Annotated in this window: 12 protein-coding genes; 4 read left to right on the forward strand and 8 right to left on the reverse strand. The window is 67.5% G+C overall.

Annotation, left to right across the window (positions count from 1 at the left end):
- Positions 1–8: 8 nt before the first annotated feature.
- Positions 9–2,531 carry a circularly permuted type 2 ATP-grasp protein gene (locus AC6RIC_RS21165; protein WP_499733793.1) on the forward strand — a complete coding sequence of 841 codons (2,523 nt, stop codon included), beginning with the start codon at positions 9–11 and terminating at the stop codon, positions 2,529–2,531.
- Complete coding sequence (locus AC6RIC_RS21170) at positions 2,528–3,406, forward strand: transglutaminase family protein (protein WP_454657989.1); 879 nt, start codon at positions 2,528–2,530, stop codon at positions 3,404–3,406. The genes AC6RIC_RS21165 and AC6RIC_RS21170 overlap by 4 nt, the downstream gene beginning before the upstream one ends.
- Before the next feature lie 119 nt (positions 3,407–3,525).
- Here AC6RIC_RS21170 and AC6RIC_RS21175 read toward each other — a convergent pair whose 3' ends face one another.
- Positions 3,526–4,971 carry an aldehyde dehydrogenase family protein gene (locus tag AC6RIC_RS21175; RefSeq protein WP_499733794.1) on the reverse strand — a complete coding sequence of 482 codons (1,446 nt, stop codon included), beginning with the start codon at positions 4,969–4,971 and terminating at the stop codon, positions 3,526–3,528.
- 117 nt (positions 4,972–5,088) lie between these two features.
- The gene (locus AC6RIC_RS21180) at positions 5,089–5,241 is read right to left on the reverse strand and encodes a hypothetical protein (RefSeq protein WP_499733795.1); all 153 of its coding nucleotides are present in this window, start codon (positions 5,239–5,241) and stop codon (positions 5,089–5,091) included.
- A gap of 171 nt (positions 5,242–5,412) precedes the next feature.
- Here AC6RIC_RS21180 and AC6RIC_RS21185 point away from each other — a divergent pair, with 171 nt between their 5' ends.
- Positions 5,413–5,901 (forward strand): pyridoxamine 5'-phosphate oxidase family protein, encoded by a 489-nt coding sequence (locus tag AC6RIC_RS21185; protein WP_454657992.1) that lies wholly within the window; start codon positions 5,413–5,415, stop codon positions 5,899–5,901.
- An 11-nt stretch (positions 5,902–5,912) separates the two neighbouring features.
- On the opposite strand, the gene AC6RIC_RS21190 is transcribed toward AC6RIC_RS21185, so the two are convergent.
- The 4 genes from AC6RIC_RS21190 to AC6RIC_RS21205 form a co-directional block, all read right to left on the reverse strand.
- Positions 5,913–6,563, reverse strand: coding sequence for a phosphatase PAP2 family protein (locus tag AC6RIC_RS21190; protein ID WP_499733796.1), 651 nt, complete (start codon positions 6,561–6,563; stop codon positions 5,913–5,915).
- 93 nt (positions 6,564–6,656) lie between these two features.
- Positions 6,657–7,556, reverse strand: a complete 900-nt coding sequence (locus AC6RIC_RS21195; RefSeq protein ID WP_499733797.1) for a diacylglycerol/lipid kinase family protein — start codon at positions 7,554–7,556, stop codon at positions 6,657–6,659.
- A 44-nt stretch (positions 7,557–7,600) separates the two neighbouring features.
- Positions 7,601–8,488 carry a transglutaminase-like domain-containing protein gene (locus AC6RIC_RS21200; protein WP_499736639.1) on the reverse strand — a complete coding sequence of 296 codons (888 nt, stop codon included), beginning with the start codon at positions 8,486–8,488 and terminating at the stop codon, positions 7,601–7,603.
- A 381-nt stretch (positions 8,489–8,869) separates the two neighbouring features.
- Positions 8,870–9,253, reverse strand: a complete 384-nt coding sequence (locus AC6RIC_RS21205) for a PRC-barrel domain-containing protein (RefSeq protein WP_454657996.1) — start codon at positions 9,251–9,253, stop codon at positions 8,870–8,872.
- 254 nt (positions 9,254–9,507) lie between these two features.
- Between AC6RIC_RS21205 and AC6RIC_RS21210 the strand changes: the two genes are divergently transcribed.
- Entirely contained in the window at positions 9,508–9,774 is a 267-nt protein-coding gene (locus tag AC6RIC_RS21210; protein WP_454657997.1) for a YMGG-like glycine zipper-containing protein, read from the forward strand.
- Positions 9,775–9,852: 78 nt separating this feature from the next.
- Here AC6RIC_RS21210 and hutC read toward each other — a convergent pair whose 3' ends face one another.
- Both hutC and AC6RIC_RS21220 read right to left on the reverse strand, forming a co-directional pair.
- Positions 9,853–10,602, reverse strand: a complete 750-nt coding sequence (gene hutC / locus AC6RIC_RS21215; RefSeq protein WP_499733798.1) for a histidine utilization transcriptional repressor HutC — start codon at positions 10,600–10,602, stop codon at positions 9,853–9,855.
- 12 nt (positions 10,603–10,614) lie between these two features.
- The gene (locus AC6RIC_RS21220; protein WP_499733799.1) at positions 10,615–11,982 is read right to left on the reverse strand and encodes a formimidoylglutamate deiminase; all 1,368 of its coding nucleotides are present in this window, start codon (positions 11,980–11,982) and stop codon (positions 10,615–10,617) included.
- Between the last annotated feature and the right edge of the window lie 57 nt (positions 11,983–12,039).

Raw genomic sequence — 12,039 nt, forward strand, 5'->3', positions numbered from 1 at the left:
AGCGAAGCATGTCGGTGCAGGGTCGCACCCGATCGGGACGCAGCAGGGCCGAGCGGCGCGCCGCGCTGCTCGCCGGCTATCGCCCGCTACCGGGTGTCTTCGACGAGTTCATCGACGAGAACGGCCAAGTGCGCTCGCATTGGGAGCCGTTTCTCTCGGCCTGGTGCGCGCTGTCGCCTTCGGAGCTGACGCAGCGCTTCGGGCTCGCCGACCGGCATGTGCGCGATACCGGCGTGTCCTATCGCGTCCATGGCGATATTGACGAGCGCGATCCCGGCGTCGGCGAACGCGCCTGGCCGCTCTCGCATGTGCCCCTCGTCATCCCCGAGACGGAATGGCAGGCGATCGCCGCCGGCGTGACGCAGCGCGCCGAACTGCTTTCGACCGTGCTCGACGATATCTACGGGCCGGGCGAGCTGATCGCGGGGGGCCACCTACCCGCCGCTGTCGTCACCGGCAGCCCCGATTACTTGCGCCCGCTTCATGGCATCGCGGGTGGTGGCACGCTCCAGCTCTATGCCGCCGATCTCGGCCGCGGTCCGGATGGGCGCTGGTGGGTTTTGCAGGATCGCACGCAGGCACCGTCCGGAACCGGCTACGCGCTGGAGAATCGGCTGGCGCTGGCGCGCGCCTTCCCCGACATGTTCCGCAACATGAATATCGAGCGGCTGGCGGCCTTCTTCCAGAGCTTCCGTGCCGGTCTGGTCGCGCGCTCGAAGCGCGTCGAGCCGCGCATCGCGCTGCTGACGCCCGGCTCGCTCAACGAAAGCTATTTCGAGCAGGCCTATCTCGCGCGCTATCTCGGCTTCCTGCTGGTCGAGGGCGGCGACCTGCTGATGCGCGAGGGCCGAGTGCATGTCCGCACCATCGCCGGCCTGAAGCGTGCCGACGTGATCTGGCGGCGCATCGACGGCGATTTCGCCGATCCGCTGGAACTCAATTCCGGCTCGGCGCTCGGCGTTGCCGGGCTGGTCGAGGCCGTTCGGCAGGGGCAGGTCCATGTCGCCAACGGGCTCGGCTCCGGCGTCGTCGAGGCCCGCGCCCTGATGGGCTTCCTGCCGGCGCTCGCCCGGCAGGTGCTCGGCCAGGATCTGATCCTGCCGAATATCGCGACCTGGTGGTGCGGCCAACCGCAGGAACGCCAGACCGTGCTCGACCGGCTCGGCGAAATGAGCATCGCGCCGGCCTTCCGCGGCGCCGGCAACGGAGCGGACTCGACGCAGGTCGTCGCCGGGGAATTGCCGGAGGCGGAGCGCGCGGCCCTGCGCGGCCGTATCGAGGCGCGCGGCATGGACTATGTCGGGCAGGAGGTCGTCCGGCTCTCGACCATGCCGGTCTTCCAGAACGGCCGGCTCGAACCGCACCCGATGACGCTGCGCGTCTTCGCCGCGGCGACGCCGGATGGCTGGAAGGTGATGCCCGGCGGCTTCTGCCGCATCTCGGACGAACCCGATGCCCGCGCGGTCAGCATGCGCAACGGCGTGCGCTCCAGCGATGTCTGGGTCACTTCGGAGGAGCCGGTCGCGCAGGTCAGCCTGCTGCCGACGCCGGACCGGGTCAGCATCCGCCGCGTCACCGGCACCTTGCCGAGCCGGGCGGCCGACAACCTGTTCTGGCTCGGGCGCTATCTGGAGCGCGGCGAGGCCACCTTACGCCTCGTGCGCGCGCTGCTCGGCCGCCTGATCGATCCCGATCCCGCGCCGGGGCGCAGCGACACGGTGCGCCAGCTCGCCGGCATGCTCGTGGCCTCGGGAGCCGCCCCCGGTGGGCAGGAGAAGCGGACGCCGGCGGCACAGGCCTATGCCGCGATCTACAGCCTCGACGATTACGGCTCGGCCGCCGCCTCGCTGCGCGAGGCGCGGCGCACCGCTTCGGTCATCCGCGAACGCCTCTCCGTCGATGCCTGGCGGCTGTTCGGCGACCTGCAGCACCAGCTCGATCCCGAGGAGGGCCGCAAGCCGAGCGAGGGCGAGGCCTATGAGATCGCCGACCGCGCGCTGAAATCGCTCGCCGCCTTCTCCGGCCTCGGCCAGGAGAACATGGTGCGCGGCAATGGCTGGCGTTTCCTCGATATCGGCCGTCGCCTGGAGCGCGGCATCGCGACCTGCCGCTTCGCCCGGCAACTCGCGGACAGCAACGCCTCCGGCGACAATCTCGACGCCCTGCTTGACCTGACGGATTCGCAGATCACCTATCGCTCGCGCTATCTGCTCGGCGCCAGCCTGCAGCCGGTGCTCGACCTGGTGATGCTGGACCCCTACAATCCGCGCTCCGTCGCCTTCCAGGTCGAGCGGTTGGACACCGAGATCGCCAACCTGCCGACGCTCACCGATGACGGCATGCTGGAAGCGCCGCGCCGGCTGGTGCTGCGGCTCGCGGCCGATTGCCGGACGATGGAGGCGAGCCGGCTCGACCGGACCAGCATCCTCCTGTTCGAGCAGTTGCTGATGGGGCTCTCCGGCGCGATCGCCGATCGCTATTTCCTGCAGAACAGCGGCCCCGAAGGCTCGCGGATGACGAGCATCGCGTGATCTACGAGCTGCGCCACGTCACGACCTACGGCTATAGCCGGCCGGTGCCCTTTTCGCGCTGCATCCTCCGGCTCTTGCCGCGCGACGGGGCGGGCCAACGCGTGCTCAAGAGCGAGTTGCTGATCACGCCGCGCCCGGCCGAGCGCAATGACGGCATCTGCTTCTTCGGCAACCACATGACCACGATCACCATCACCAAGCCGCATCGCGAGCTGAAACTCGAGATGCGCGCGCGGATCGAGGTCGACCGGCCACCTCCGCCCCATGCCGGGCTGACGCGGAACTGGGAGGATGTCGCGACGCTGGCGCTCGATTCACGGAGCCTCCAGCCGGATTCGCCGGCGCATCACCTCTATCCGAGCCGGCTCGTGCCGCATGTTCCGGCCGTGGTCGATTATGCGCGGTCGAGCTTCGCCGCGGGGCGCCCGGTGCTGGAGGCCGCCTGCGACCTGATGACCCGGATCAGGCGCGATTTCGTCTACGATCCCGAGGCGACGGAGGTGACGACGCCACTGGCGGAGGCTTTCGACCAGCGCCACGGCGTCTGCCAGGATTTCGCGCACATCATGATCGCCGGTCTCAGGGGGCTCGGCCTGCCGGCGGCTTACGTCTCCGGCTATATCCGCACCATCCCGCCGCCGGGCCAGAAGCGCCTCGAAGGCGCCGATGCCAGCCATGCCTGGGCGATGCTGTGGTGCGGGCCGGAAATCGGCTGGGTCGGGCTCGATCCCACCAATGACCTGATCGTGGCGGACGACCATATCGTCACCGCCTTCGGCCGCGACTATACCGATGTCGCGCCACTCGACGGCGTGGTGATCGGGCCGGGCACGCAGAAGGTCGGCGTCGCCGTGGACGTGGTCCCGGTCGGCTGAAGGCGCCTTTGCCAACCTGAACCGTCATTGCGAGGAGCGAAGCGACGAAGCAATCCAAGGGGACGTAGAGCTCTGCTGCCCCTGGATTGCTTCGCTACGCTCGCAATGACGGCGAAGCCTCAGGCCAGCGTGTAGGCCGTCTTGACCGTGGTGTAGAACTCCTTGGCGTAGGCGCCCTGCTCGCGCGGGCCGTAGCTGGAGCCCTTCCGGCCGCCAAACGGCACATGATAGTCGACGCCCGCCGTCGGCAGGTTGACCATCACCATGCCGGCCTCGCTGTTACGCTTGAAATGCGTCGCGTGCTTGAGCGAGGTCGTGCAGATGCCGGAGGAAAGTCCGAACTCGGTGTCGTTGGCGACAGCCAGCGCCTCGTCATAGTCCTTGACGCGGACGATGTTGGCGACCGGGCCGAAGACCTCCTCGCGCGAGATGCGCATGGCATTGGTCGTCTCGGTGAACAGCGCCGGCGCGAGATAGAAGCCGGGGGTGTCGCGCTTCAGAAGTTCGCCGCCGAAGACCAGCTTGCCGCCCTCGTCCTTGGCGATCTGGATGTATTTCAGGTCCTGATCGAGCTGGCTCTGGTCGACGACCGGGCCGATATGGGTACCGGCCTTCAGCGCATCGTCGACGACGACGGTCTTCAGGCGCTCGATGCAGGCCTCGACGAATTTGTCGTGGATGCCGGCCTGGACGATCAGGCGCGAGGAGGCCGTGCAGCGCTGGCCGGTCGAGAAGAAGGCGCCGTTGACGGCCACCTCGACAGCGACCTTCAGGTCGGCGTCGTCGAGCACGACGAGCGGGTTCTTGCCGCCCATCTCGAGCTGGACCTTCTTCATCGGATTGCCGGCGATGCAGGCAGCCGCAACCTTGCGACCGGTGCCGACCGAGCCGGTGAAGGAGATCGCCGAGACGGCCTTATGCTCGAGCAGCGCCTGGCCGACGACCGAGCCGCGGCCCATGACGAGGTTGAGCGCACCCTTGGGCAGGCCCGCACGCTGCAGGATGTCGACCAGTGCCCAGGCCGAGCCCGGCACGAGATCGGCGGGCTTCAGGACGACGCAATTGCCCCAGGCGAGCGCAGGCGCAATCTTCCAGGCGGGGATCGCGATCGGGAAGTTCCAGGGCGTGATCATGCCGACGATGCCGACCGCCTCGCGGGTGATCTCGACACCGACGCCGGGGCGCACCGAGGGGACCATCTCACCGCCGAGTCGCAGGCACTCGCCGGCGAAGAAGGCGAAGACCTGGCCGGCGCGGGTGGCTTCGCCGATGCCCTCGCCAAGCGTCTTGCCCTCTTCCCGCGAGAGCAGCCGGCCGAGCTCGTCCTTGCGGGCGAGGATCTCGTCGGAGGCCTTCTTCAGGATATCGTAGCGCTCCTGCGGGGTGGAGCGGCTCCAGGCCGGGAAGGCGGCCTTGGCGGCGGCGACCGCGTTGTTCAGGTCCTCGACCGAGCCTTGCGTGTACTCGCCGACGACGTCGTTGGTGTTCGAGGGATTGATGTTGCGCGAGGCATTGGCGCCGCCGGCCCATTCGCCGGCGATGAGGTTCTTGAAGGGCGCGTTCATCTTGTTCTCCCACGACACAGGTTCGTGGTTCGGGTGTTAGCGCCTTTGGGCCGGCAAGGCCAATGCCCTTTGCCCAGCCGGCTCTCCCGCAGCCGCATCGCGGACCATGGCTGGGGACTACTTCTCCTTGATCGACAAACCGTTCTTGCCGACCGAGATCTCGATGCCATCAGGCTGCTTCTTCTCCTGGTAGAGCGAATAGCCGGTCACGGCGAGGGCAGCGACGAGGATGAGGACCAGCACGGCCAGGAGATTACGCGATAGAGCCATGGAGCATTCCCGATATGGCGGCGGAGCCGCGAGCCCAATCCCAACGCAGGCCGGGTCGCGATGTTCCCCGCAGCGCGCGGAACGTTGCCTCACGCGCGGCGTTGCCATGACGCACAGGCTGGTTTCCACGTGGGACCGGCCGTGACAGGATCGCACCGGCAGGAGGTTGCCATGCCAGACACCGAACTGCAGGAACGCATCTGGGCCGCGCTGGCCGCGCACCCCGTCTACATGGTCTCGCTCGTCGCAGAGGGCGACATCAGGACACGGCCGATGTCAGGGCATCTCGACCGTGATCATCACCGCCTGCTCTTCATCACCCACCGGCATACCGGCATCATCGGAGCGGCCCTGCGTTCGCCTTCCGTCGGCGTCGCGATCAGCCATGAAGACCGCAATTTCTACGCGGCGATCTCCTGCTCGGCCTCCGAGGTCCCGAGCCGCGAGACGCTGCGGCAGGTCTGGACGCCGATCGCCAGCGCCTGGTTCCCGAACGGGCCGGATGATCCCGACGCGACCCTGCTCGCGCTGACGCCAACATCGGCCGAAATCTGGGACGGGCCGTCGAGCAGCATGCTCGTCGCGTTCAAGCTGGCGACCGCCAAGATCCTCGGCCGCACGCCCGATCTCGGCGTCAACGCAACGATCGACATGCGCTGAACCCTCCCGGGTCAGGCTGGATCGGCTTCCACCATCTTGCGGCCGAGCCAGGCCGTCGCGACGCTAGACCAGACAATGCCGAGGGCCCAGCCACCGAGCACGTCGGAGGGCCAGTGCACGCCGAGATAGACGCGACTCAGCCCGATCAGGCCGACCATGACCACGGCCATGACCATGCAGAAGCGGGCGATATCGGCCCGCCGCGAAGCGAGACCGACGAAGCCGGCGATGGTCAGCAATGTCACGGCCGAGAGGAAGGCGTGGCCGCTCGGGAAGCTGGCGGTGAAGGTCAGGGCGGCATGCTCGACGATATCGGGCCGCTCGCGGGCGATCGCGATCTTCAGGCCGGTGCTCGCCAGGAAGGCGGCAACGAGGCTGACGACGAGCCCGATCGCGAGACGGCGGTAGCCGCAGAGCCAGAGCGCCAGCGTCGCCGTCAGCGCCATGAAGAACAGGCCGACGAAGCTGCCGAGCGCCGTCATGTCGCGCACCGCCTCCTGGAACCAGGCCGGCCCGATCGGAATCGCGGGATTGGCCGCATCGCGGAACAGCATGATCAGCGTGGTGTCGAGAGCGAAGCTGCGCCCGGAAACGATCAGCAGCGCGAGCCCGAGGAAAACCAAGGCGGCGACAGCGGGAACCAGGATACGAGACTGGGGCAAGAAAGGCGGTCTCCGGGAGGGGTCGGACAGGAGGTTATCCGAGATGGGCCGGGATCGAACAGGCGGCGTTCTGCCGCCATGATCCGGCTTCGCTCAATGACTGGCGGGGCGTGCGGCGATCACCCGCAAAGCCTTGGGCAACAGGCCGTAGCGCAACGGGCCGGCCTTGCGCTCGACCTCGCCGTCGAAGGTGATGTGGCCGCGCCGCTTGTCGCGCCGGGTCAACGTCACGGCATCGCCGGTGAAGGAGGTCAGGTTGTGCGAGTCGCGCCAGTGGCCCGAGACCACCGAGAGCGCCGCCTTGCCGCGCGAATAGAGTCCGCCGGCATTCAGGACATGAACCTCGAAGACGCCTTCGTCGAGTTGCGGGCGGCGCCAGTCCGCCCCCTCGAAGCGGTTGACGGTGACGAGCACGGCATCAGCCTCGACGATGCGATGATCGCCGCCGACGGCGATGTCGAGCGTGACCGGCCGGGTGAACAGGATCGAGCGCGTCGCGGCGATGCCGAAGGCGGCGGCGCGGCTGAAGGGAAAGCGGCGGCGGGCATATTCACGCTCGCGCGCCATCAGGCTGAAAAAGCCCATGCCAGAGATCGAGTGGAACAGGCGGTCGTTGACCCGGCCGACATCCATCTCGACCGGCTCCCCCCCACAAAGCGCCGCAACCTGCTGCTCGAGCGTGCCGAACAGGCCGAGATCGCGGCCAAGCACATTCACTGTTCCCATCGGCAGGATGCCGATCGGGCGATCGGCCTGGATCAGGACCGGCAGGGCGCCGTTGATCGTGCCGTCACCGCCGGCCAGGACCGGCATCGCATGGCTGTCCTCGATCGCGAGCGAGAGCGCGTCGTCGATCTCGCGCGGAGGTACGAGACGGACATCCGCGCCACAGCCATGGGCGGCGAAGGCCGCCTCCAGCCGCGTGGCGAAAGCATCGGCACCGGCTTCGAGAACCGTGCCGGCACGGGCATTGACGATGACGGTGTAGCGCATGGTGCTGGGGTAGATGGGTGGCGCTCGACCACGCGCAAGAGCGCTTACGCAGCGGCCGGGCGGGCGTCGAACTGTTCCGGCATCCGCGGCATCAGCGGCATCGGCACCTCCTCGACCTCTTCGGTGACGACCTCGAAACGCTGCAGCGTATGCGCGCCGAAGGAGCTGATCATCGCGACATCGGTCGCGTCGCGGCCACGCGCGATGACGATGCGGCCGATGCGCGGCTCGTTATGGCGGGCATCGAAGGTGTGCCAGCGCCCGCCGAGGAAGACCTCGAACCAGGCGTTGAAATCCATCGGCGCCGGATTAGCGGGCACGCCGATATCGCCGAGATAGCCGTTGCAGTAGCGCGCCGGGATGTTCATGCAGCGGCAGAGCGTGATCGCGAGATGTGCGAAGTCGCGACAGACTCCGATCCGCTCTTCGAAGGCTTCGGCGGCCGTGCGGGTGTTGCGCGCGTAATGATAGCCGAAGCTCAGGTGATTGTGGACGAAGTCGACGATCGCCTGCACCCGCGACCAGCCCGGCTGGATCTGTCCGAACAGGCCCCAGGCCTGATCGTAGAGCTTGTCGGTCTCGCAATAGCGGCTGCCCAGCAGATAGACGAGCGCCGAGTCGGGGAGACGCGACGGCGAAACCTCGCGGGCGGCCGGGTTGATGATATCGGGCTCACCGGAATCATGGACAACGCCTTGCGATTCCAGGCGGATGCCGCCGGATGGCGCGATCATGCGTCGACGAATATTGCCGAACGCATCGAGATCCTGCGTCATCGCGATCGCCAGAGAGGGATCGGCCAGAGCGGTCAGCTTCATCTCGTCCGGCGCCGTCAGATCGTGCCGGCGCGACGGGTGCACGTCGAGCAGCGTGATCAAGGGCATGTCATGGGCACAGACCAACTCGATCCGATAGCCGTAGCGGATGCGCATCTCGCCTTCTCCTGATGTGAGGGCCGGACCGCTACGCGGACTCGCCGCTGCGGATCGTCGGGTGTCGAAATCCCCCAGCGATGAGACGCGCCAAGGGGCTCTACTGTTCCCGTGGATTGACGAAAAATGATCGATCAGCCGCAAAATTCGGGTATTTCTCGAACACCTCAAAAAGAAGATGCGGGCCTTTCGGCCCGCATCCCGCCGCCACGACGGTTCGGCTGGGGGGATAGCAACCGCCGCGACTTGCGCCCTGATCGGCTCCACGTTTCCCTGAAACACGGAACCGATTCAAATCTTCGATTTATTGCGCATTCGCTGGCACGGACCTTAGGCTCTGCCCGCGAACCGACATCGAATTCGCTCCGAAACGCTTCGCCGCTACATCATCCAGTAGGGCATCGTGCCGTAGTAGTCGTGGACACGCTTGCCATAAGCCTTGTCGTCCCAGTCGGGCTCGCCCTCGCTGTCATACATGGGCGCCGCCTCGAGCTGTTCCTTGGTCAGCGGCACGACATAGCCGCCGCGCTGCGTGTCGTAGTCGAGGACGCTCCACGGGATCGGATGGTATTTCTCGCCCAGTCCGAGAAAGCCGCCGAAGGACATGATCGCGTAGGCGACCTTGCCGGTCAGCTTGTCGAGCATCACGTCGTAGATCTCACCGAGATGGTCGCCGCCGGCGTTGTAGACATCGGTGCCGGCGACGCGTGCACCCGCGATCAGCGGGTTGGCGGTCGTGCTGGCTGTCATGGGAACATCGGTCATGGTCTTCCCCCTTGTCTCGCGATGCGATGCCGGAGAACCCGTCATCCGGCGGCCCTTGCCTTTCCAACCGGCGCTGCAGCGATAGGTTCCGGCGCATCGCGAATTTTCGCGGCCTTCGTGCGGACACAAAACCCGTCTCCAAAACGGAGGACCGGCGAAAAGGCCGCTCGTGGCTCACAAACCGGCGGAACCTTAGCCGTCCGGCGCTGTTTGCTGCTGCGAGCGACTCGTCATCTCACGGAGGAGGAGAGGTCATGATCATCAAGAAGCTTATGCTCGTCGCGGCGCTGGGCGCTGCTCTCGGCGCCTGCACGGCGCGCGAGCAGAATGCCGGCACGGGCGCGCTGATCGGTGCGGGCGCCGGCGCCATCATCGGCGGCGCTGCGACAGGACGTGCCGGCGGCGCGCTGGCCGGTGCTGCAATCGGTGGCGCGAGCGGCGCGATCATCGGTGGCGCCGCGACGCGTCAAAGCTGTTACGGGCGGGACGAATGGGGCCGCCGCTTCGTCTACGATTGCTGAGGTAACAGCAACCCTACAAAGGCCCGCCTGACCGGCGGGCCTTTTCATTTGTACGCGATGGCGTGGCGCGCCCAGCCCTCAGGCCGCCCCATATGGCCCGAAGCGCCCGACGAAGCGGTGACGGAAGCCGGGATAGAGCAGACGCACGGCCGTCACCGGCTGCGACTGGTTCCAGGTTCGCCGCTCGACCAGCAGGCAGGGCTCTCCAACCGCGATCTCGAGCAAGGCGGCCTGCTCGTCCCCTGCCCCGATCGCGCTGATCGCATGCTCGGCCTGCGACCAGAGGCTGTGCTGCAACAGCCAGTCGCCCGGCGGGGTCGCGGCGAAATCCTCATCCGCAAGGCCGGTCACGCCGGCCGCGTGGATAACGCGCTCCTCCAGCACATGCGGCTTGCCGTCGGCGCGGTGCAGGACGAGGAGATGCGCGATCCTGTCCGAACGCTTCAGGCCGAAGAGCTCGGCCACCTCCGGCGAAGGCCGGCCATCGGTGCGCGCCAGCACCTCATAGGCGTAGGCCTGGCCGAGCTGGCGCACCTCTTCCGGGATCGACAGGATGTCGAGCATGGCGTGGCTCGCCGGTGGCGTGGCGACCACGGTCCCCGAGCGGCGGCGGCGGACGATCAAACCCTCGCGGGCAAGCTGGACGAGCGCGCGATGCACGGTCATGCGCGAGGCGCCGAGCTGCTCCATCAATGCATGCTCGGGCGGCACGCTCGTGCCCGGCGGCCATTCCCCGCTGACGACGAGATCGCGGATCGCGCGCCGGATCTGGTCATAGACCGGCCCGGCACCGTCCAGTTTCACCGCGTCGAGCCGGGTCTCCGTCATCGTCGTCCCTGATCATTCGGCTGCGAGCAGGCGCCGCATCACGCCGGCGAAGCGCGTGCGCACCGAATCGCGGGCGACATGACGCCCCTCGGCCACCACCCTCCTGCCACCGACGACGGCATCGCGCAAAGGCATCGCGTTGGCGGCGAAGATCGCGCTGTCGACAGCCTCGGCACCCGACCTGCCGACGAGGGCCGGATGATCGGTGTCGAGCGTGATGAAATCGGCGCGATGGCCGGGCGCAATGGCGCCGATGGCACGGCCGCAGGCGCGCGCGCCGCCGGCGCAGGCCGCCTGCCAGAGCGCGAGACCGGTCGAGGCCTTCTCCTCCGCGAAAAGCGCGCGGCGACGGTCGCGCAGGCGCTGCGAGTACTCGAGCTGCCGCAGTTCCGAGCCCGCATCGATCTGGATGTTGGAATCGCTGCCGACGCCATAGGCGCCCCCGGACTGCGCATAACGGATGCCGTCGAAGATGCCATCGCCGAGGCTCGACTCGGTGATCGGGCAGAGACCGGCGACCGCGCCGCTGCGGGCGATGCCGTCACGCTCGGCATCGCTCAGATGCGTCGCATGGATCAGGCACCAGCGCTTGTCGAGCGGGATCGCGTCCATCAGCAATTCGACCGGGCGCTTGCCGGTGATCTTCAGGCTGGCCTCGACCTCGGGCACCTGCTCGGCGACATGGATATGCACGGGATCGTTCGGGCGCAGCGACGAGACCCAGCCGAGATCGTCGAGTGCAACTGCGCGCAGCGAATGCGGGGCGACGCCGAGCCGCGCGTCCGGCAGATCGCGGATCGCGGCAAGGCTGCCTTCGAGCAGGCGCTGATAGGCGTCGCGCTCGTTGACGAAGCGGCGCTGGCCGTGGACCGAAGGCGCCTGCCCGAAATTGCCGAAGCGGTAGAGTACCGGAAGCAGCGTGAGGCCGAGCCCGGTTTCCTGCGCGGCCGACGCGATCGCCTGCCCCATCGTCGCGATATTCGCGTAGGCGCGGCCATCCTTGTCGTGGTGGAGATAGTGGAACTCCGCGAGCGCGGTGAAGCCGCCCTCCAGCATCTCGACGAAGGCCTGCGCGGCGATCGCCTGCACATCGTCGGGATCGAGCCGGTCGAGGAAGCGGTACATCACCTCGCGCCAGGTCCAGAAGGAATCCTCCGGAGCGCCGCGACGCTCGGAGAGGCCGGCCATGCCGCGCTGGAAGGCGTGGCTGTGCAGGTTCGGCATGCCCGGCAGCGCGATGCCTGAGAAGCTACGGACATCTCCCGTCGGCTTCACCCCCGCCTCGACGGAAACGATCGCCCCCTCAGTGACGGTCAGCTTCACATCGCTGGCAAAACCTTCGGGCAGAAGAGCCTCGGCCAGATGCAGGGTCTCGGTCACCGTTTCGCTCCGTCGCTCGCTGGCGTCTAATTACATATGCAAATAACACTTGCCAAT

The organism is Allobosea sp. TBD101 (assembly GCF_059817965.1).